Here is a 22,000-nt window from a genome sequence, read left to right on the forward strand (position 1 = left end):
CTCTGCTGCGGGAGTCGCTGCGCCCGGGAGGTGTTCTGCCTTTCTGTCCCGGGAGGGTCCCGGGAGCCCGGCTGTCCTGGAAAACGGCCTGGAAAACGGTACGGAGAAGCCCTGACCCGCAACGGGTCAGGGCTCATGGCCGCCGGGAGCAACCCCGAGGTCTGACGAAGCCTGTCAGGGAGTGATGAAAAGGGCGTCGCCCAGGGTGCGCTCGGCGCCGTCGGAGGGGCGGTTGACGACCTTGTGGCCGATGACCATCGCGGTCGAGCCGCCGCCGTCGAAGTTGATGGCCTGCTTGGCGCCCAGCCAGCGCATCAGCTGTGCCGCCTCGACCATCGAGGCGCCCACCGTGACGCCGGGGTTGCGCCCGTCCACCGTGGCCAGGATCAGCCCGCCGGACTTGGTGATGCCCACCATCGTCCGAGGGTGGCGGCGGAGCATCATGTTGACCGAGGCGTGCCCGTCGGCCGCCGCGGTGATCCGTACCCGGCCGTTCCGGACCAGCCCGACCCCGCCGCCCATGACGTACGTGCGGTGGGTGAGGGGGATGGCGCGCTGGGTCCGCAGGTCTATGACCTTGGTGTCGACCCGCATGCCGGAGCCCTCCAGCGCGTGTTCCTGGAGCCAGGCGGCGGCCAGGCCGGTGCCGTGGAGCACTGCGGTGCCCCGGGGAACGGCCCCGCCTGCCTGGCGGACGTTGACGATCCGCCCCTGGGTGTCGATCACGACCTCGATGCCGCCGTCGGCGGCGGTCTTGGCGCCGAACTCCTCGGTGTAGAGGACGAGTTCCTCGGCGACCGCGGCCCGGTTGACTCCATTGACCTCGGCCTTCGCCCCGTCGGAGGAGATCGCGGTGACCATGGTCTTCAGCTCGGTGATCCGGGCTTTGCGGCTGTCGGTGATGACCAGGGCGCTGCGGCCCGCGACCCCCTCGCTGAGCAGCCTGCCACCCACCACGGAGACGCCGACCGGGTCGCCCTGCAGGGCTCTGGCCGTGTGGATGTTGAAGAAGCCGCCGTTGACGCCGGCGATGGCGCCGGTGAGCTTGGACATCGAGCTGGTGGTTTCGCGCTTGGCCACGCTCTTGCCGACGCTGGTCTTGAACGACCCCCGGAAGACCTTCGGGTCCACCATCAGTACGTGCATGTTCCACGGGCCGGTGGTCGCGGTGCCGTCGTCGCCGAGGTAGTCGGTCTTGGCCGGGATGTCGTACTCCTTCAGCTCCTTGACCACCTTGTCGGCCTTGGCCCGCTGCTTGAACGTCCACAAGCCGACCCGGACCATGTATCGCTCCACGGCCGGGGCGTCCGCGGCGGCGGGCTGCACGATCTTCACGAGGGCGGGCGTGAACCCCGCCGCCTGCACGGCTTCGGCTCTGGCCTGCGCGGTGGGCAACGGGCCGTTGTCGTGGCCGTTGGGCATCAGCACGGAGACGGTCCACCCCTGGGTGGACTTTCCGTGGGTCACGCTGAAGAGCTCCACGCCGGGGGCCACGCTGCGCTGGTTTTTCACCGGTGCCGCGCTGGTTCCCAGTGGGAACGCCGAGGAGGGAAACCGTGAACTCGCCTGCTCGGCTTCGGCGGGAATCGCTGTGGTGGTGAGTGCCACGGCTGCCAATCCGACGACGAGACGTCGCGACATGTATATCTCTCCCCGTTGGTGATCTGTCTTTGGTGCACTATCGTGCCGAGATCCACGGGGTGGAGGGAGCGAAACACGCGAAACATCCCAAGAAAGTGTTGTTGCTCACTCGGGATTCGAGAGAAACAGGGGTGCCACGCTGTTTCGGCGGCGGACGAGAATGAGAGCGGGCAGGCCGACGGGTGCGTGGCTGGAAAATCCCCGCATTGGGGCCGTACGGAATGCGGATTTCGTACGGCCCGCAGGGGGATTCCGTCACGCCATGGTGTGGTAGACCTTGCGCAGCGTTTCGTGGACGACCCAGACGGTCTTGGCACCCTCGGCGAGCAGGCAGACCGAGCCGGGGACGAGCTCGACGGTGGCCCCGCCTTCGACCTCCAGCGTGGCGCGGCCGGACAGCACCACGAACACCTCGTCGCGTTCCACGTCGGTCACCGTGCCCGGAGTGATCTCCCAGATGCCCCGGCTCTGCCGGCCGTCCGGTGACGACCACAGTTCGATCGACGACACGCGGGGGGAACCCGCCAGGATCTGGTCGGGGGCCGTCTCCTCGGGGATGAGCCGTACATCACCGGTGGGGACGGAGAAGGCCCCGGCCGCGGCGACCATGCGGGCCAGGTCGGCGGGCTCGGGGACAATGATCTCGGGCATGGAAACCTTTCAGGTGCGGGGGTTGTCTCTCCGGAAGGACTCCAGCGCCAGGAGGGCGACGTGGAGGGAGAGACAGGACTCGACATCGTCGAGGTCGGTGTCGAGGACGCGCTCCAGCCTGCGGAGGCGGTCGTAGAAGGCCGGTCGTGAGAGGTGGGCCTTCTGGGCGGCGACGGCCTTGTTACGGCCCACGTCGAGGTAGATGCGGAGGATCCGGGTGAGGTCGCCGCCCCGCTGGGCGTCATGGGCGAGCAGGGGAGCGAGCTCGCGCTCGGCGAAGGTCTGCAGCCGGGCGTCGTCGCGCAGCAGGTGGAGCAGGCCGCGCAGGCGCAGGTCGGGCAGGCGGTAGAAGGCACGGCCGTCGGGCTGACGGACGGCCACGTCGGCGACCTGCTCGGCCTCCAGGAAGCTGCGCCGCACGTCACGGACCGATTCGACGACGGAGCCGGCGGCGAGCACGAAGGGCGCCGCGAAGGATCCGCGCAGGCGCTCGGAGAGCGAGGTCAGCGCGGGCTCGGCGAAGGTGCGCGGCGGCAGGGGGAGCAGGACGCCGACGCGGTTCTGGTCGAGCGCGCCGACGAGCGCGGGCAGGCGGATCTCGCGGCAGGCCGCCGCGGCGGCGTCGGCCAGCTCGCCGAGCCGGGCGAGCTGCTCTTGGCCGTCCATCGGGTTCTCGGGTGTCCCGACCATGCGGAGTACCACGCTGATCAGTTTGCGGCCGGTGAGCGGGACGCCGACCGCGCGGGCGCGGGCCGTGGCCTCCTCCGGGTCGGCGTAGGCATGGGTGAGGATGCCGGTGATGATCGTGCCGTGGGCCTGGCGCTCCAGTGACTCCTGGTGGCGCTCCAGCAGGCGGCCCAGGGCCAGGGTCGTGGCGGCGCGCTCGGCGAGCACGACGTCGCGCGGGCCGGGCGGGGTGTCGCAGAGCAGGATCAGCCGGCCCCAGTCTTGACCCCGTGCGCCGACCATGGTGACCAGCCAGCCGGAGGCCGCGTCGTAGGCGGTGCGTCCCTCGGGGGCCACCGTCCGGGACCGTGTCTCCCAGCTGGCCAGCAGGGCGCCGATGTCGCGCCCGGCGCTCTCGCAGGCCAGGACCTGATGGGCCAGATTCTCCAGCAGCACCGCGTGCCCGGACAGCCGGGAGGCCTGGCTGAGCACCTCCGCGGGGGAGGCGCCCTCGACGGACAGCTCGGTGAACACCTCGTGGAGCTGCTCGGAGGCGCGCAGCTCCTGGAGCTGGATGTCGATGATCCGGGCGTGGACCGACTCGGTGATCTGGACGAACGGAGTCTCCCTGGCCAGGGTGATCAGGGGCAGGCCGTGCTGCTCGGCGGCGCTGACCACCGGGCGTGGCAGCTCCCCGATGAACTTGCGGCCCAGCTCCACGATCAGCCCGGAGGCGCCGACGGCGGCCAGCTCGGCGATGTAGTCGACCAGCTTGCCCGGGTCGTCGGGAAGGGCGATGCCGGTGGTGAGCACCAGCTCGCCGCCGCGCAGCAGTTGGGCGATGTCGGTGACCTCGCCCACGTGGACCCAGCGCACCCGGCTGTCGAGCCGATCCGCGCCGGCCACGACGCGGGGGTTTCCCCGCCGGACGGTGTCCAGAGCGAGGACGTCGGCGACTGTTGGGAGCACTCACCGAGAATATACGATCAGGATGTAAGTATGAAGTGATGCATCGTTACATGTTGTTCGATCGTGCCGATGTCTGTCCGCTGCTGGACGCGCGGGGGGCGAGTGCGCGGGCAAAGGGTCTCCCACCTGTGCCGACATCGCCCGGGAAAGGCCGGTGAACATCGAGGAGAGCGACCTCGCATCGTCCCTGTGGCCCTAGGATTACTTGACCTTTTCCTGGCCGAGGGGCGCGATTGTGGACATGGTTGAGACTTCCGGCACGGCGCGACGCAGAACCACGAAGGACGCCTCTCGCGTGGAAGAACTGGACCTCCGCGAGCTCCTGGCCGGTCTGACGGCCGTGCGTGACGGTGACTTCGGCACCCGCCTGCCCGAGGACGGCGACGGGCTGCTCAAGGAGATCGCCACCGTCTTCAACGGCATGGTGGACCAGCTGTCGCTTTTCACCTCGGAAGTGACGCGGGTGGCCCGGGAGGTCGGCACCGAGGGGCAGCTGGGCGGCCAGGCCGAGGTGCCGGGCGTCTCCGGCACCTGGAAGGACCTCACCGACTCGGTCAACGCCATGGCGGGCAACCTGACCGACCAGGTACGCGATATCGCGCAGGTCGCGACCGCGGTGGCGACGGGCGACCTGTCGCAGAAGATCACCGTGGACGTCCGCGGTGAGATCCTGGAGCTGAAGAACACGCTGAACACGATGGTGGACCAGCTGTCGTCGTTCGCGGCCGAGGTGACGCGGGTGGCCCGGGAGGTCGGCACCGAGGGGCGGCTGGGCGGTCAGGCCGAGGTGACCGGCGTCGCCGGCACCTGGCGGGACCTCACCGACTCGGTGAACTTCATGGCGGGCAACCTGACCGACCAGGTGCGGAGCATCGCCCAGGTCACCACGGCCGTCGCCCGGGGCGACCTGTCGCAGAAGATCACCGTGGACGCCCGGGGCGAGATCCTGGAGCTGAAGAACACCATCAACACGATGGTGGACCAGCTGTCGTCGTTCGCCGACGAGGTGACGCGGGTGGCCCGGGAGGTCGGCACCGAGGGGCAGCTGGGCGGTCAGGCCGACGTGAAGGGCGTCTCGGGCACCTGGCGCGACCTCACCGACTCCGTCAACTACATGGCGAGGAACCTCACCGACCAGGTGCGCAACATCTCGCAGGTGGCCACGGCGGTGGCCCGGGGCGACCTGTCGCAGAAGATCACGGTCTCGGCGCGCGGTGAGATCCTGGAGCTGAAGAACACGTTGAACACGATGGTGGACCAGCTGTCGTCGTTCGCCGACGAGGTGACGCGGGTGGCCCGGGAGGTCGGCACCGACGGCCGGCTGGGCGGTCAGGCCGACGTGAAGGGCGTCTCGGGCACCTGGAAGGACCTCACCGAGTCGGTGAACGTGATGGCCGACAACCTCACCGCCCAGGTGCGGAGCATCGCGCAGGTGACCACGGCGGTGGCCAAGGGGGACCTGTCGCAGAAGATCCGGGTGGACGCCCGGGGCGAGATCATGGAGCTCAAGGAGACCATCAACACGATGGTCGACCAGCTCAGCGCGTTCGCCGACGAGGTGACGCGGGTGGCCCGGGAGGTCGGCACCGAGGGCAACCTCGGTGGCCAGGCCACCGTCCGGGGTGTTTCGGGCACCTGGAAGGACCTCACCGACAACGTCAACTCGATGGCCAACAACCTCACCAGCCAGGTGCGGAGCATCGCGCAGGTGACCACGGCGGTGGCCAAGGGCGACCTGTCGCAGAAGATCCGGGTGGACGCCCGGGGCGAGATCATGGAGCTCAAGGACACCATCAACACGATGGTGGACCAGCTGTCGTCGTTCGCCGACGAGGTGACGCGGGTGGCCCGGGAGGTCGGCACCGAGGGGCAGCTGGGCGGTCAGGCCCGCGTGCCCAACGTGGCCGGGACGTGGAAGGACCTCACCGACAACGTCAACTCGATGGCCGACAACCTGACCAACCAGGTGCGCTCCATCGCCCAGGTCACCACGGCCGTCGCCAAGGGCGACCTGACCAGGAAGATCGACGTGGACGCCCGCGGTGAGATCCTGGAGCTCAAGACCACCATCAACACCATGGTCGACCAGCTGTCGTCGTTCGCCGCCGAGGTCACCCGGGTGGCCCGCGAGGTGGGCAGCGAGGGGCGGCTGGGCGGCCAGGCCGAGGTCGAGGGCGTCTCCGGCACCTGGAAGCGGCTCACGGAGAACGTCAACGAGCTGGCCGGCAACCTCACCCGGCAGGTGCGCGCCATCGCCGAGGTGACCAGCGCCGTCACCTCGGGCGACCTGACCCGGTCGATCACCGTCGACGCCGAGGGCGAGCTGGCCGATCTGAAGGACAACATCAACTCGATGGTGGGCTCGCTGCGCGAGACGACGCGGGCCAACCAGGAGCAGGACTGGCTCAAGTCCAACCTGGCCCGCATCTCCAGCCTCATGCAGGGCCATCGCGACCTGTCGACCGTGGCCGAGCTGGTCATGAACGAGCTGGCCCCGCTGGTCTCCGCCCAGCATGGCACGTTCCTGCTCGCGGAGGAGGGGCCGCAGGGCGCGGAGCTCCGGGTGGTCGGCTGCTACGGCCACCGGGAGACCGCCCGCCGTCACGCCTTCGGCGACTCGCTGGTGGGGCAGGCGGCCCTCGCCAAGCGGCCCATCCTGGTCGAGGACATTCCGGAGGGTTACCTCACGATCTCCTCCAGCCTGGGGTCGGCCGGTCCCGTCCACCTCATCGTGCTCCCGATCATCGTCGAGGACCAGGTCCTCGGGGTGATCGAACTGGCCAGCCTCAACCGGTTCACCCAGGTGCACCGATCCTTCCTGGAGCAGCTGGTGGCGACCATCGGCGTCAACGTCAACACCATCGTCGCCAACGCCCGTACCGACTCCCTGCTCGCCGAGTCGCAGCGGCTCGCGACCGAGCTTCAGGTCCGCCAGGAGGAACTGCAACGCTCCAATGCCGAGCTGGAGGAGAAGGCGGAGCTGCTGGCCAGGCAGAACCGCGACATCGAGACGAAGAACAGCGAGATCGAGCAGGCGCGCCAGGAGCTGGAGGACCGTGCCAAGCAGCTCGCCCTGGCGTCCAAGTACAAGAGCGAGTTCCTGGCCAACATGAGCCACGAGCTGCGCACCCCGCTCAACTCGCTGCTCATCCTCGCCCAGTTGCTGGCGCAGAACCCGGCCCGCAACCTCACCGCCAAGCAGGTGGAGTACGCCAACGTCATCCACTCGGCCGGTACGGACCTGCTCCAGCTGATCAACGACATCCTCGACCTGTCGAAGATCGAGGCGGGCAAGATGAGCATCAGCCTCGAGTCGCTGCCCCTGCGGCAGCTGATCGACTACGTGGAGGCGACCTTCCGTCCGCTGACCACGGAGAAGGGGTTGCGTTTCGACGTCGTGGTCGCTCCCGACGTGCCCGAGGTGCTGCTCACGGACGAGCAGCGGCTCCGCCAGGTGCTGCGGAACCTGCTGTCCAACGCGGTGAAGTTCACCGAGAAGGGCTCGGTCGAGCTCCGCATCGAGCGGCTGGACAGGATGGACCTGCCGGGCGCGCGCGGGCAGGAGGTCCTCGCCTTCCAGGTCCGCGACACCGGCATCGGCATCGCCGAGGAGAACCTGTCGCAGATCTTCGACGCCTTCCAGCAGGCCGACGGCACGACCAGCCGCAAGTACGGCGGCACCGGCCTCGGCCTGTCCATCAGCCGGGAGATCGCCACGCTCCTCAACGGCGAGATCGGGGCGGTGAGCACCCTGGGCTCCGGCAGCACCTTCACCCTCTACCTGCCGATCGCCGACATCGCGCCGGGTGCGAGCGCCGGCGCGGTGCGCGTCCCCGCCGAGCCCGTCGCGGTGCCGCCGATGGTGACCGTCGCGCCGGCCCCGGAGTGGTTCTCGAGTGCGGCGGACGTGCGCCGCCTGCTCGTCGTGGAATCGCGTCCCAACGGGCTGCTGTCGCAGCTGGCCGAGAGCGTCGTCGCCGACCTGACCGAGACTCACGGGCCGGTTCAGGTGATGACCGCCAACGACCCGGAAACCGCCCTGGAGATCCTGGCCGGCAACGACCACCACTGCATCGTGCTGGACCTGGGCATGCGGCAGGACGCGGCGGCGGAGTTCCTCCGCAGGCTGGACGACGACCCGGTCCTGCGCAGGCTGCCGGTGCTCGCCCACCACACCCGCACGCTCACCCGCCCGCAGGAGAACCTGCTCAAGGGCCGGTCCAACACGCAGCCGTTGGAGCGGCTGCCCAGCCTCGACGAGCTGCGCGAGCGGATCACCCTGCACCTGTCGGCGCAGGACCCCGCCGACGTGCTGCCCCTGGTCCAGCCCAACCCCGACGAGCGGCCCCAGGCGGTGGAGGAGACGGACACCGTGCTGACGGGCCGCAAGGTGCTGGTCATCGACGACGACGTCCGCAACGTCTTCGCGCTGACCAACATCCTCGAACTCCACGGCATGGAGGTGCTCTACGCCGAGAACGGCCGCAAGGGCATCGAGACGCTGTCGCGCAACGAGGACATCGATCTTGTCCTGATGGACGTGATGATGCCCGAGATGGACGGCTACGCCGCCACCGCCGCCATCCGCAAGATGTCGAACTTCGCCAATCTGCCGATCATCGCGGTGACCGCCAAGGCCATGCAGGGTGACCGCGAGAAGACCCTGGCCGCGGGCGCCAGCGACTACGTCACCAAGCCGGTCGACGCCCAGGAGCTCCTGCTGCGCATCCAGCAGTGGCTGGGCGGCTAGGGGCCGTCCTGGTCCGTGCCGTGGCATGAGCCACAATGGGCCGGTTGGAGGTGGCGCTGGTGATGCGATGGGGCGTCGTGGCGACGCTGGTCTCGGCGACGGCGTTCGGGCTGATGCCGGTGTTCGCGTCCTACGCGTACGGCACGGGGATGTCGGTGACGACGCTGCTCGCGGCGCGGTTCGCGATCGCGGCGGCGGTGTTCCTCGCGTGGCTGGGCGTACGGGGCAGGCTCACCCGGCTGACCGGGCGGCAGTGGGCGACCCTCGCCCTGCTGGGCGGCGGCATGTACACCACGCAGTCGCTGCTCTACTTCACCGCGGTCGAGCGGATCGGCCCCGCGCCGGCCGCTCTGCTGCTGTACCTCTATCCGGGGCTGGTGTCGGTGCTGTCGGCGCTCGCCGAACGCACCCGCCCGGGCTGGACCACCGTCGGGCCGACCCTGGTCTCCCTCGCCGGGTTGACGCTGGTGGTGGGGAGGGTGCAGGCCGGCCTCGACGTCCTCGGCATGCTCGCCGCCCTCGGGTCCGCCGTGGCGTACGCCTGTTACATCGTCCTGGGCAGCCGGGTGTCGACCGCGCTGTCCCCGGCCGTCACCACCGCCTACCTGTCGATGTTCGCCACCGGCTCCTTCCTCGTGCTCGGCCTGGCCACCGGGGGCCTGGACCTGGGCTTCGCGGCGGCGGGCTGGGCCTGGGCGGCCACGGTGGCGATCGTGTCGACCGTGCTGGCGATCGCCCTCTTCTTCGTCGGGGCCACGACGCTGGGCCCGGTCCGCGCGTCGCTGCTCAGCATGTTCGAGCCGGTCGTGGCGGTGGTCGCCGCCTGGCTGCTGCTGGGCGGTTCCCTGACCACGCTGCAGTTGGCGGGCGGTGCGGTCGTGCTCGCCGGTGCGGCCTGGGGTGTCCTGTCCGCCGCGGACCGCGCCGCCGTGTCCCGACCGGGGGCGGGGTCCGTTCCGGCCGCGGACGAGGTCCGGGCCTCCGGAGGGTCCGCGGGCTCCGGCGCGCCGCCGGTGTCCGGGCGGGCTCCGGGGGCCGGGCGAGGCCCGGCGTCCGTGTAGGGCCCGGCGCCCGGGGAGGGGAGGAGGGCCGCCGCGTCCGGTGGCTGGGGGAGGTCAGCCCGGGGCGTCGTCACGGGCCGGTGAGCCGGGTTGCGGGTGCGCGGATCGCGAGCCCGGGGGCGGGCCGTCCGCGCCGCGGTCCAGGCGCGCCTGCAGGCCGTCGATGATGCAGGTCAGGCCGAAATCGAAGTTGAGGGCCCGCATCGTGTCGGTGTCGAGGGTGTTGAACTCCGCGTACTGGGCGAGCAGTCCGGGATGGTCGGCCGCGACCTTCTCCAGCGTCGGCAGGAGGGCCGCGTTCAGCTCGCTGGAGTCGATGCCCGTCTTGGCCGCCACGGCTTTCCAGGAGAGCTCGGGGGTGGTGACCCCGGTCACGTAGGACGTGATCGTCGAGACGGCGTAGTCCCGGTCGAGCCCCTGGAACCCGGCGCGGGCGAAGAGGTTGAGCATCCGCTCCGTCAGGCTTATCGCGTTGGGGCCGAGGGCGGGGGTCGTCCCGATGACGCGGGTCACCCAGGGATGCCGGAAGATCGCCTGCCGCATGGCGTACGCGAAGGAGAACGCGGCCTCGCGCCAGGTGGCCTCGCCGTTGTCGGGGACGGTGAGCTCGCCGTAGACCTCGTCGAGGACGAGCTCCAGGATCTCGTCCTTGTTGGCCACGTGCCAGTAGATGCTGGTGGCGCCCGAGCCGAGCCTGGCGCCCAGCCGTCGCATGCTCAGCGCCTCCAGCCCCTCGGCGTCGAGCAGTTCCACGGCCGCGCGCACGATCTGCCCCCGGCTGAGGGTGGGGCTCTTGGCGGTGCGCGGTTCGCGCGTCCAGACGGAGCTGAAGGACTGGTTCACAAACCAAGCATAAATCCGCTCGCACAGTGTGCGATATTGTCGTACGCTGTGCGAGTGGAATCGAACACTGTACGAGACGAACGCGATCCGAAGCGCTGGTGGATCCTGGGCGTGCTCTGCCTGAGCCTGCTGGTTCTCGTGGTGGACAACAGCGTCCTGAACCTGGCCATCCCCGCCCTCATGGCGGACCTCGGGGCCAGCCCGGCCGACATCCAGTGGATCATCGACGCCTACATCCTGGTCTTCGCCGGTCTGCTGCTCACCGCGGGCAGCCTCTCCGACCGCTACGGCCGCAAGCGTTTCCTGATCATCGGTCTGGTGCTGTTCGGCGGGGCCTCGCTGCTCGCCGTGCTCGTCACCGAGCCCTGGCACCTGATCGGCGTCCGGGCGCTCATGGGCGTCGGCGGCTCCTTCCTGATGCCGAGCACCCTGTCGATCCTGATCACCGTCTTCGACGAGGAGGAACGCCGCAAGGCGATCGCCGCGTGGAGCACGGTGGCCATGGTCGGGGTGATCGGCGGCCCGACGCTGGGCGGCTTCCTGCTGGAGCACTACTGGTGGGGGTCGATCTTCCTGCTCAACGTGCCGGTCGCGGTGGTCGCGATCATCGCGGCGGTGGCGCTGATGCCGGAGTCGCGCGGCCCGGCGCGACGACTCGACCCGTTGGGTGTGCTGCTGTCCACTCTCGGCATGACCGCCCTGGTCTACGCGGTCATCTCCGCCCCGGGCGCGGGCTGGACTTCGACCGGTACGCTCGTCGCCGCCGCCGTGGCGGTGCTCGCGCTGGGGGCGTTCGTCCTCTGGGAGCTCAGGTCGAGCCACCCCATGCTCCCGCTCGGACTGTTCCGCGAGCGGAACTTCAGCGGAGCGTCGTTCTCGGTCATGCTGATGTCGTTCGGCACGGGCGCGCTGCTGCTGATGCTCACCCAGTACCTGCAGTTCGTGCTCGGCTACGGCCCGATGCAGGCGGGTCTGGCGCTGCTGCCGTACGCCGCGGCCGCCGTCGTGTTCAACGGGGTCAGCGCCGGTCTGGGGCGGCGGGTCAGCAACCGCACGCTGATCATCGCCGGCTTCGTCGTGATGGCCCTGGGTTTCGGGGCCCTCGCCCTCATGACCGCCGACACCGGTTACGGCATGCTGGTCGTCGGTCTTCTCCTGATGGGGATCGGCGGCGGCCTGGGCGGGCCCGCGGCCTACGCGACCCTGATGGGGGCGGTGCCGCCCGAGCACGCCGGGGTCGGGTCGGCGCTCAACGACACCGTCCAGCAGACGGGCATGGCGCTGAGCGTCGCCGTGCTCGGCAGCGTGCTGGTCGGCGTCTACACCTCGGCCATGCCGGCGGACGCCCCGGCCGCCGCGCGGGAGTCGATCGCCGTCGCGCACCAGCTGGGGGACCGCGGGCTGGCCGAGGCGGCGAACGAGGCGTTCGTCTCGGCGATGTCGCTCGGGTCGTGGGCGGGCGTGGCCTTCACCCTGGCGGCCGCCGTGCTGGCGTTCACCGTGCTGAGGACCATCCGGCCGGCCGCGGCCGGCCCGGCGTCGGGTGCCGATCCGGACCTGGTCAAGGCGGGTGGCTGAGGCGTCTCCGGCCCGTTCCGCCGGGACCGGCGCGCGGTTCCGGTTCCGGCGGGTTCGCATGACTGTCCGGGCCCGGACGGGGCACGTGGAGGGTGCTCCATCCCGTTCCCGCGCGGTTCGCGCCGTAGGCCGCAGAGCGCGAGCCGCGCGGGGCCCTCTCCCCTCCGCGGCGGAGATCCGGACATCAGGGGATGATCTCCCCGGCCCCGGAACGGCGTGGCGACCTGACACTGTGGCGGACCAGAGGGCGATATGCCGACATGTTGACGGTATGAGCAGGCGCGACGAGCCGCGATACTCAAGGTATGTCGGACCTTCTTGCGCGCCATCGCGCGGTAATGCCCAACTGGCTCGCGCTCTACTACAACGAGCCCATCGAGATCGTCGGAGGCAAGGGCAACCGCGTCGTCGACGCGTCGGGCAAGAGCTACCTGGACTTCTTCGCGGGCATCCTGACCAACATGATCGGCTACGACGTGGCCGAGGTGCGGGAGGCCGTGGAGCGGCAGCTCGCCACGGGCGTCGTCCACACCTCCACGGTCTACCTCCTCCGCGGTCAGGTCGAGCTGGCCGAGAAGATCGCCAGACTGTCCGGCATCGAGAACGCCAAGGTCTTCTTCACCAACTCCGGCACCGAGGCCAACGAGACCGCGCTGCTGCTCGCGACCTACGCGCGCAAGTCCGACCAGGTCCTCGCCATGCGGCAGAGCTACCACGGGCGCTCCTTCGGCGCGATCAGCGTCACGAGCAACCGTTCCTGGAAGAACAACTCGCTGTCGCCGCTCAACGTCCACTTCCTGCACGGCGCCGACCGGCACCTGGCCCAGTTCCGCGGCATGTCGGACGCCGACTACATCGCGGTCTGCGTCGACGACCTGCGTCACGTGCTCTCCACCGCCGTCGGCGGCGACGTGGCGGCGCTGATCGCCGAGCCGATCCAGGGCGTCGGCGGCTTCACCATGGCCCCCGACGGGTTGTTCGCCGCCTACAAGGAGGTTCTGGACGAGCAGGGCATCCTGTTCATCTCCGACGAGGTGCAGACCGGCTGGGGCCGCACCGGCTCGGCGTTCTTCGGCATCCAGAACCACGGGGTCACCCCCGACATGATGACCTTCGCCAAGGGGCTGGGCAACGGCTTCGCGGTCGGCGGCGTCGTCGCCCGCGGCGACCTGATGGACGGCCTGCACGCCGTCGGCCTGGCCACCTTCGGAGGCAACCCGATCTCCATGGCCGCCGCCAACGCCACCCTGGACTACGTCCTGGACCACGACCTGCAGGCGAACGCGGCCAGGACCGGCACCCTGATCATCGATGGGCTCCGCGAGGCCGCGACGCGCCTGCCGGTGGTCGGCGACGTCCGCGGCAAGGGCCTGATGTTCGCCGTCGAGCTGGTCGACCCGGCGACGGGTGCCCCGTCCCCGGCGCTCGCGGGCCGCTTCATGGAGGAGACCAAGAAGGCCGGTCTGCTCGCGGGCAAGGGTGGGCTGTACGGCAACGTGCTCCGCATGGCCCCGCCGCTCACCCTGACTCTCGACGAGGCCGCCGAGGGGCTCGGGATCATCGTCAACGCGCTCGAAGTCGTCAACGCCGAGGTCGTCTCATGAAGAACGTCACCCACTGGATCAACGGGGCCCGCGTCGAGGGCTCCGGCCGTACGTCCGAGATCTTCAACCCCGCCACCGGGGAGGTCGGCGGACGGGTCCACCTCGCCTCGGCGGCGGAGGTCGACGCGGCCGTGGCCGCGGCGGTGGCGGCCTTCCCCGCCTGGCGGGACGCCTCGCTGGTCAAGCGTTCCCAGGTGCTGTTCCGCTACCGCGAACTGGTGCACGCCAACCGCGACGAGCTGGCCCGGCTCATCTCCGCCGAGCACGGCAAGGTCCACTCCGACGCGCTGGGCGAGGTCGCCCGGGGCCTGGAGGTCGTGGAGTTCGCCTGCGGCATCCCGCACCTGCTCAAGGGCGGCTACTCCGAGGGTGTCTCCACCCGGGTCGACTCCTACTCCATCCGCCAGCCGCTCGGGGTCGTGGCCGGGATCACCCCGTTCAACTTCCCGGCCATGGTGCCGATGTGGATGTTCCCGATCGCGATCGCCGCGGGCAACGCCTTCGTGCTGAAGCCGTCGGAGAAGGACCCGTCCGCGTCCCTGCTCATGGCCGAGCTGTGGAAGGAGGCCGGGCTGCCGGACGGCGTCTTCGGCGTCGTCCAGGGCGACAAGGTGGCGGTCGACCGGCTGCTGGAGCACCCGGATGTGCGGGCCGTCTCGTTCGTCGGGTCCACGCCCATCGCCAGGTACGTCTACGAGACCGGCACCGCCCACGGCAAGCGGGTGCAGGCGCTCGGCGGCGCCAAGAACCACATGCTGGTCCTGCCCGACGCGGACCTCGACCTCGTCGCCGACGCGGCGGTCTCGGCGGGTTTCGGCTCGGCCGGTGAGCGCTGCATGGCCATCTCCGTCGTGCTCGCCGTGGACCCGGTCGGGGACGAACTGGTCGACAAGATCGTCTCTCGGGTCTCCGCGCTGACCGTCGGCCCCGGTGACGACCCCGCCTCCGAGATGGGCCCGCTCGTCACCGAGGTCCACCGCGACAAGGTCGCCTCCTACCTCGACCTGGGCGTCTCCGAGGGGGCCAAGCTTGTCGTGGACGGCCGTCAGACCCCCGTCCGCGGCGGCGCCGCCGCGGCCGACACCCCCGGCTTCTGGCTCGGCCCCACGGTCCTCGACCACGTGCCGGCCGACTCCCGCGTCCACCGGGAGGAGATCTTCGGCCCGGTGCTGTCGATCGTGCGCGTGTCCTCCTACGAGGAGGGCCTGGAGCTGATCAACGGTGGCGAGTTCGGCAACGGCACCGCGATCTTCACCAACGACGGCGGCGCGGCCAGGCGCTTCCAGAACGAGGTGGAGGTCGGCATGATCGGCATCAACGTGCCGATCCCGGTGCCGATGGCCTTCTACAGCTTCGGCGGCTGGAAGGCCTCCCTGTTCGGCGACACCCACGTCCACGGCACCGAGGGCGTGCACTTCTACACCCGGGGCAAGGTCGTCACCTCCCGCTGGCTCGACCCGAGCCACGGCGGCGTCAACCTCGGCTTCCCGACCAACAAGTAGTCCGGGGCCGGGAGCCGGTCCCGGTGCCGGGTGCGGCACGCGCCCCGGGAGAGCACTCTCCCGGGGCGCGTGCCGTCACGCACCCCTGACCGCCCGCCCGCACCGCTTGATTCCGCGCCGCCCGCCCGGCGGCCCCCGGCCGCTCCGGGCCCGACCGGTTCCGGACAGGGCCGAAGTTCGCGGGAACGACGTCCGGATTCGCGTACCGGCCCGGCGGGGGAGGGCCGATAAGCTCCGGGCAGGCGGTGCGGACATCGGGAGGAGACTTCGTGGGCACGGACAGGATCGGCCGGACACGTCTCGGAGTGCTGCTGGGGACGGGCTGCCTGGTGCTCGCCGCGTGCGCCCCGGCCACGGCCGCGAGCGCGGCCCCGCCGGAACGCGCCCCCTCGCCCTCCGCGACGCCCGCGCCCTCCGCGACGCCCGCGGTCTCCACGCCCGGTCCCGCCACCCCCAAGACGACCCCGCGGCCCTCGGCCTCCATCGGAAAGAGCGAGGGCACGCTCCAGGTGCTCACCTTCCACGGTCATGTCGAGTACGGCGGGGCCACCTCGCGGGCCAACTGGCTCGCGCCCTTCGAGAAGGAGAGCGGCTGCCGGGTGGTGAAACTCGACCGGGTCAGGACGGGCGAGGAGATGGCCGCCAAGCTCGCCGACGGTGCCTACGACGTCGTCTCGCCGGGCCCCGAGCTGGCCGGGCTGCTGGTGGCCGAGGGCCGGGTGGCGCCGATCGACACCGGCCTGGTCACCGCCTACAGGAAGATCCCCAAGCGGCTGCGTGAGCTGCCCGTCCTGCGTCGTGACGGCGAGGTCTACGGCATCCCCTACCTGTGGGGGGTCAACCAGATCGGCTACGAGGGGGCCGCGCCGCAGGGCCCGGCCGCCCTGTACGGGCCGGCCCCGGCGGCGATCAGGAACACCCCGCTGAGCATCGCGGACGCCGCCCTCGCGCTCCGGCGGACCCACCCCGAGCTGAAGATCGACGATCCGTTCCAGCTCACCCCCGCCCAGCTTGACGCCGCGGTGGAGCTGCTCAGCGCGGGTGACGGTCCCGACCGCGTCTACTGGCGCGACTCGCTGGATCTGATCAGGGCCATGTCGACGCGGTCGGTGAGCGTCGCCCAGGCCACGCCGTACGATCTGGACCTCTTCCGGCGCGCCGGCCGGCCGGTCAAGACGCTCGGCGGGGTGCCGGAGACCGGATGGGCCGACTCCTGGATGCTCACGGCCAGGCCCGCCAGCCCGAACTGCGCCTACCGGTGGCTGAACTGGATGAGCTCGGCGCAGGCGCAGCGCGCGGCCGCGGCCTGGACGGGACTCGCCCCGGCCAACCCGGAGGCGTGCGGTGGGCGTGCCGGGCAGATGTGCGAGGTCTACCGCGTGCGCGACGGCGCCGGGCTGCGCGACGTCTTCTTCGCCGCCCGCCCGACGAGGGACTGCGGTGGCCTGGGCGGGGAGTGCACCGACTACGCCGACTGGGTCGAACGCTGGAAGAGCCTCGTCAAATGAGGGGAGCTCCGCGGGCCCGGTCGTGACGGGCCGCGGAGCCGCCTTCCCATGTGGGGGTGCCACTCCTCGCCCCGGGTACGCCGCCGGGGCGCCGAGGGCGCCCGTCGCGGTCTCCTGGACCGTTCCGGAGTCTCTCCCGATCTCCCGGGGCGCCGCGGGCGCCCGTTCCGGCTGCCGGGGCGTCACGGCTCCGTGTCCGGCGATCTCCGGGTTTTGTCCTGTTGGCAATGGTTTTCGTGGTCTTGCTCGGCTAACGTGATGGATTCGGTGGAAAAGTGCGTTTCCCCTATCGACTGGTCAACCAGTCAGTGGGTAGGCTACCCGCCATGAGAATCCTTCTGGTGGGAGCGGGCGGAGTCGGATCCGCCGTCGTCCCGATCGCCGCGCGCCGAGATTTCTTCGAACACATCGTGGTCGCGGACTATAAACAGGACCGCGCCGCGGAGGTCGTGGCCAAGGTGGGAGACCCGCGTTTCAGCTCCATCGGGCTGGACGCCTCGGACCGGGAAGCGGTCGAGGCGGCCCTCGTCGAGCACCGCTGTGACGTCCTGTTCAACGCGGTCGATCCCCGTTTCACCATGCCCCTGTTCGAGGCGGCCCTGAACGCCGGGGCTCACTACCTCGACATGGCGATGTCCCTGTCGCGCCCCCATCCCCGCAGGCCGTACGAGTTGCCCGGGGTGAAGCTGGGCGACGAGCAGTTCGCCCTCGCCGACGCCTGGCGTGCCAGGGGCGGGCTGGCGCTGGTGGGCATGGGGGTGGAGCCGGGGCTGGCCGACGTGTTCGCGCGGTACGCCGCCGACCACCTCTTCGAGAGCATCGAGGAGATCGGCATCCGCGACGGGTCGAACCTGGTGGTCGACGGCTACGATTTCGCGCCCACGTTCTCCATCTGGACGACCATCGAGGAGTGCCTCAACCCTCCGGTGATCTGGGAGAACGGCGCATGGCGCACCACCGAGCCGTTCAGCGAGCCGGAGGTGTTCGACTTCCCCGAGGGGATCGGACCCGTGGAGTGCGTCAACGTGGAGCACGAGGAGGTGCTGCTCGTCCCGCGCTACATCGAGGCCAAGCGGGTGACGTTCAAATACGGCCTGGGCAAGGAGTTCATCGGCGTCCTGAAGACCCTGCGCAAGCTCGGCCTGGACAACGCCGGGAAGATCAAGATCGGCGGGGTGGAGGCCGCGCCGCGTGACGTGGTGGCCGCGGCCCTGCCCGACCCGGCCACGCTCGGTGACCGCATGCGCGGCAAGACCTGCGCCGGCACCTGGGTGAAGGGTGTGGGCAAGGACGGCGAGCCGCGCGAGGTCTACCTCTACCACGTGGTCGACAACGAGTGGTCGATGCGGGAGTACGGCTGCCAGGCCGTGGTCTGGCAGACGGCCGTGCACCCGGTGGTCGCCCTGGAGTTGCTGGCCACCGGCGTCTGGTCGGGCAGCGGTGTGCTGGGCCCCGAGGCGTTCGACGCGGTGCCCTTCCTGGAACTGCTCAACGACTACGGCTCCCCGTGGGGCATGCGCGACCAGACCGCGCGGAGCGCCACGGCCCTCCAGCCCGCCTGACGCGCCGGACCCGAGGGGTTGCGCGGAGCGGGACGCGAGGGGCGCCGCTCTAGGAGAAGGCCACGCGCCGGGGGAAGGGACGGACGTTCCCCTGCTGCTGCGGGAGCAGCGCGTCGGCGCACTCCGGGCAGGCGAACAGCGCCGCGTCGTTGGGCAGACGGCCGATCCTGATCCGCGGGCGCGGCCACTTCTTGTGGCACGCCACGCAGGCGTCGCCTTCACGCTGGGTGCGGGTCAGCCCTTCGGGGTCGAACGTCATCATGGCGTGGGTCGTCCTGGCCGGCCCCCAGTTCATCGAATACCTCCAGCGTGGAGACCCCGGGTCGCTGCCCGGGAACGGAAACGCGGCCCGGTGCCGCGCGGTTCGGTGGTGCGTTCGGCGGTGGTGGCGAACCCGTCGAATGCGTGACCGCCGGTGTCCTCACCGCCGGGCCGGTGGCCAGGCGGAACGCCTACCGTTATAACGCCGTCCGAGCCCGTGATCGCTTTGGCGGGAGCCAAGCGGTGGTTAAATTGCGGCCTGCATGGAGGCCGTACAACGGCAAAAGGGACACTCGGCAACAAGCCGGGTGCCCCTTTTGTTTGCTTTTAAACCGTCAGACCTCGGCCACGGCCTTCTCCAGGATCGTCAGTCCCTCTTCCAGCAGGTGGTCGGGGATGACCAGCGGAGGCAGGAACCGCAGGACGTTGCCGTAGGTGCCCGCGGTGAGCACGAGCAGGCCCTCGGCGTGGCACCGCTTGGCGATCTCCGCGGCGGCGGTCGGGTGCGGGTCCTTGGTGCCCGGGACGACGAGCTCGATGGCGATCATGGCGCCGCGGCCGCGCACGTCGCCGATCGCCGGGTTCTTCTCCGCCATGGCGCGCAGCCGGGGAAGCATGGTCTCGCCGATGCGGCGGGCCCTGCCGACCAGGTCCTCGGCCTCGATGGTCTCCAGCACGCCCAGCGCGGCCTCGCAGGCGAGCGGGTTGCCGCCGTAGGTGCCGCCGAGGCCGCCCACGTGGACCTTGTCGAGGATCTCGGCGCGGCCGGTGACCGCGGCCAGCGGCAGGCCGCCCGCGATGCCCTTGGCGGTGACGATGATGTCGGGGACGATGCCCTCGTCCTCGCAGGCGAACAGGTTTCCGGTGCGCGCGAAGCCGGTCTGGACCTCGTCGGCGATGAAGACGATGCCGTTCGCCCGGCAGAACTCCAGGATCCTCGGGAGGAAGCCCTTGGCGGGCTCGATGAAGCCGCCCTCGCCCGCGATCGGCTCGATCACCACGGCGGCGACGTTCTCCGCGCCGATCTGCTTGGTGATCTGGTCGATCGCCTGCGCCGCGGCCTCTTCGGCGCAGTTCTCCGGCCCGGTGGGCCAGCGGAACGGGTAGGCCAGCGGCACCCGGTAGACCTCAGGCGCGAACGGGCCGAAGTGGTGCTTGTACGGCATGTTCTTGGCCGTGAGCGTCATCGTCAGCAGGGTCCGGCCGTGGTAGCCGTGGTCGAAGACGACGACTGCCTGGCGGCCGGTCGCGTGCCGGGCGACCTTGACCGCGTTCTCCACGGCCTCGGCGCCGCTGTTGAGGAAGAAGGTGCGCTTCTCGTGGTCGCCCGGGGTGATCTCGTTGAGCTTCTCGGCGACCTTCACGTACGACTCGTACGGCGTGACCATGAAACAGGTGTGGGTGAAGTCGGCCACCTGCCTGCGCACCCGCTCGACCACGCGGGGGGCGGCGTTGCCGACGCTGGTCACCGCGATGCCGGAGCCGAAGTCGATCAGTGAGTTGCCGTCGGCGTCGACGACGACACCGCCTCCGGCGTGCGTCACGAAGACGGGCAGCGTGGTGCCGATGCCCGGCGGCACGGAGGCTTGCTTGCGTGCGAACAGCTCGCGGGACTTCGGGCCGGGGATCTCGGTGACGACGCGGCGCTCCTGCGGAAGCGAGGGGCCGCCCTCGGTGACGGTGCTCATGCTGCGACGTTATGTCCCGGATGCCGGTGTGCCGATGATGCACTATGGCAAAATTGCAGGGATCTCTGTAGACGTAACGTACAAAACGGGGGTGGCTGTGGCCCCGACGCTGCGCACCGTCGTGCGGCGCCTGCCGCTCCAACTCGTCGTGCTCGCCGGACAGGACGCCCTGGACCGGCCGGTGCGCTGGGTGGCGGTCAGCGAGCTGGAGGACCCGACCCCGTTCCTGGAGGGCGGCGAGCTGGTCCTGACCACCGGCATGCGCCTGGACGCCGCCAACGCCGCGCCGTACGTCGGCCGTCTGGTCGGCAAGGGCGTGACCGGCCTGGGCTTCGGCGTCGGCCTCGGGCACGAGACGATCCCGGACGAGCTGGTCGAGGCCGCGGCGCGGGCGGGGCTGCCGCTGATCGAGGTGCCGCGTGACACGCCCTTCGTGGCGATCGGCAAGGCCGTCAGCGATCTGATCGCCGCCGAGCAGTACGACGAGCTCAGCCGCGCCTTCGCCGCGCAGGGGCGCCTCACCCGCGCCGCCCTGCGGCCCGAGGGGCCGCGCGCGGTGGTCGAGCGCCTGGCCCGCGAGCTCGCCGGCTGGGCGGTGCTGCTCGACGACGCGGGGGTTCCGCGGCACGCGGCGGGCAAGGGCGCGGCGGACGTCGCCCACGCCCTCGCCCCCGAGCTGGAGCGTCTCAGGCGCCTCGCGAAGCGCGGCGCGCCCGCGAGCCTGGCCCTGTCCACGCCGCGGGAGCACGTCATCGTGCAGCCGCTCGGCGTCGGCCGTGCCAGGGGGTTCCTCGCCGTCGGCCTCGACCGGCCTTTCACGCCCGTCGCGCACACCGTCGTCAACGCGGCCGGGTCGCTGCTGACGCTCGCCGCCGAGCACGGCGGGCAGCACCTGGCCGCCGAGCGCCGGGTCCGCTCCGCGGTGCTCCGGCTGCTGCTGGAAGGGCGGGTGCGGGCCGGGCGCGAGACGCTGGAGCGGCTGGGGGAGCGGCTCGCCGACGGGCCGCTGGTGGCGGTCGTCTCCGGTGCCCCGGCGGAGGAGCGGGAAGCGGTGCTGGAGGCCGCGGGTGAGGAGTTCGCGGCGGTCGAGGACGACCGGGTGGTCCTGTTCGTCCCCGAGGCCCGCCTCGACGGCGTCCTCGCCCGGCTCGGCGGGCACGGGCCGGTCGGGGTCGGCTCCCCGGTCGGCCTCGACGACCTGCGGACCGGGCTCGACCAGGCCGACCGGGCGCTCGTCGCGGCCAGGAGGGGCGCCGTGCCCGTCATGCGCTTCGCCGACCTCGCGGGGCAGGGGCTGCTCTCCCTGCTCGACCCCGCCGCGGCTGCGGCGTTCTCCACCGCGCTGCTCGACCCGCTCCGGAAGTACGGCGCGCGGGCGGACCTGCTGGCCTCCCTACGGGCCTACCTGGCGTGCAACGGGCACTGGGACGCGGCGGCGCAGCGGCTCGGGGTGCACCGGCACACCCTGCGCTACCGCATGCGCCGGGTCGCCGAGCTGCTCGGCCGCGACCTCGACGACCCCGCGGCCCGCGCCGAGCTCTGGATCGCCCTCGCCGTGGCGGACTGACCGCCGCGGCCGCCCGGCCACCATCCGGCCGGTCGGCTGCCGTGGTCGACCGGCCACCTGCCGCCGGCTGACCCCGTTGCCGCCCGGTCACCGTGGTCGACCGCCCGGTCACCGTGGTCGACCGGCCGGCCGCGTGGCACACCGCGACG

14 protein-coding genes are annotated in these 22,000 nt (G+C 71.0%); 8 read left to right on the forward strand and 6 right to left on the reverse strand.

Translation table 11 applies throughout. The features are described 5' to 3' along the window. Positions 1-174: 174 nt before the first annotated feature. The 3 genes from ABD841_RS36625 to ABD841_RS36635 form a co-directional block, all read right to left on the reverse strand. A complete protein-coding gene (locus ABD841_RS36625) occupies positions 175-1,641 on the reverse strand; it encodes a phosphodiester glycosidase family protein (RefSeq protein WP_344981318.1) in 1,467 nt (488 codons plus the stop codon). Between the two features lie 255 nt (positions 1,642-1,896). Next, on the reverse strand, positions 1,897-2,292 hold the full coding sequence (locus ABD841_RS36630) for a cupin domain-containing protein (RefSeq protein WP_344981320.1): 396 nt from the start codon (positions 2,290-2,292) through the stop codon (positions 1,897-1,899). A 9-nt stretch (positions 2,293-2,301) separates the two neighbouring features. Next, positions 2,302-3,927: a PucR family transcriptional regulator gene (locus ABD841_RS36635; protein WP_344981322.1), complete on the reverse strand. Its 1,626-nt coding sequence runs from the start codon at positions 3,925-3,927 to the stop codon at positions 2,302-2,304. A 241-nt stretch (positions 3,928-4,168) separates the two neighbouring features. Here ABD841_RS36635 and ABD841_RS36640 point away from each other — a divergent pair, with 241 nt between their 5' ends. Further along, the gene (locus ABD841_RS36640; RefSeq protein ID WP_425582102.1) at positions 4,169-8,677 is read left to right on the forward strand and encodes a HAMP domain-containing protein; all 4,509 of its coding nucleotides are present in this window, start codon (positions 4,169-4,171) and stop codon (positions 8,675-8,677) included. Between the two features lie 35 nt (positions 8,678-8,712). Next, complete coding sequence (locus ABD841_RS36645; RefSeq protein WP_344981326.1) at positions 8,713-9,738, forward strand: DMT family transporter; 1,026 nt, start codon at positions 8,713-8,715, stop codon at positions 9,736-9,738. A gap of 54 nt (positions 9,739-9,792) precedes the next feature. Here the strand turns inward: ABD841_RS36645 and ABD841_RS36650 are convergent, their stop codons facing one another. Next, the gene (locus tag ABD841_RS36650; protein ID WP_344981328.1) at positions 9,793-10,581 is read right to left on the reverse strand and encodes a TetR/AcrR family transcriptional regulator; all 789 of its coding nucleotides are present in this window, start codon (positions 10,579-10,581) and stop codon (positions 9,793-9,795) included. Positions 10,582-10,635: 54 nt separating this feature from the next. Here ABD841_RS36650 and ABD841_RS36655 point away from each other — a divergent pair, with 54 nt between their 5' ends. The 5 genes from ABD841_RS36655 (at position 10,636) to ABD841_RS36675 (ending at position 18,335) form a co-directional block, all read left to right on the forward strand. Then, positions 10,636-12,159, forward strand: coding sequence for an MFS transporter (locus ABD841_RS36655; RefSeq protein ID WP_344981330.1), 1,524 nt, complete (start codon positions 10,636-10,638; stop codon positions 12,157-12,159). A 305-nt stretch (positions 12,160-12,464) separates the two neighbouring features. Continuing rightward, positions 12,465-13,763 (forward strand): aspartate aminotransferase family protein, encoded by a 1,299-nt coding sequence (locus ABD841_RS36660; protein WP_344981332.1) that lies wholly within the window; start codon positions 12,465-12,467, stop codon positions 13,761-13,763. Then, positions 13,760-15,265 (forward strand): CoA-acylating methylmalonate-semialdehyde dehydrogenase, encoded by a 1,506-nt coding sequence (locus ABD841_RS36665; RefSeq protein ID WP_344981334.1) that lies wholly within the window; start codon positions 13,760-13,762, stop codon positions 15,263-15,265. The genes ABD841_RS36660 and ABD841_RS36665 overlap by 4 nt, the downstream gene beginning before the upstream one ends. A gap of 269 nt (positions 15,266-15,534) precedes the next feature. Further along, on the forward strand, positions 15,535-16,773 hold the full coding sequence (locus tag ABD841_RS36670; protein WP_344981336.1) for an extracellular solute-binding protein: 1,239 nt from the start codon (positions 15,535-15,537) through the stop codon (positions 16,771-16,773). 326 nt (positions 16,774-17,099) lie between these two features. Next, the gene (locus ABD841_RS36675; protein WP_344981338.1) at positions 17,100-18,335 is read left to right on the forward strand and encodes a saccharopine dehydrogenase family protein; all 1,236 of its coding nucleotides are present in this window, start codon (positions 17,100-17,102) and stop codon (positions 18,333-18,335) included. A gap of 49 nt (positions 18,336-18,384) precedes the next feature. Here the strand turns inward: ABD841_RS36675 and ABD841_RS36680 are convergent, their stop codons facing one another. Further along, complete coding sequence (locus ABD841_RS36680) at positions 18,385-18,630, reverse strand: hypothetical protein (protein ID WP_344981340.1); 246 nt, start codon at positions 18,628-18,630, stop codon at positions 18,385-18,387. Between the two features lie 301 nt (positions 18,631-18,931). Continuing rightward, a complete protein-coding gene (gene gabT, locus ABD841_RS36685; protein WP_344981342.1) occupies positions 18,932-20,284 on the reverse strand; it encodes a 4-aminobutyrate--2-oxoglutarate transaminase in 1,353 nt (450 codons plus the stop codon). Positions 20,285-20,375: 91 nt separating this feature from the next. Here gabT and ABD841_RS36690 point away from each other — a divergent pair, with 91 nt between their 5' ends. Next, complete coding sequence (locus tag ABD841_RS36690) at positions 20,376-21,851, forward strand: PucR family transcriptional regulator (RefSeq protein ID WP_344981344.1); 1,476 nt, start codon at positions 20,376-20,378, stop codon at positions 21,849-21,851. Positions 21,852-22,000: the final 149 nt, after the last annotated feature.

This window comes from Streptosporangium fragile (assembly GCF_039534445.1).
Classification (GTDB): Bacteria; Actinomycetota; Actinomycetes; order Streptosporangiales; family Streptosporangiaceae; genus Streptosporangium; species Streptosporangium fragile.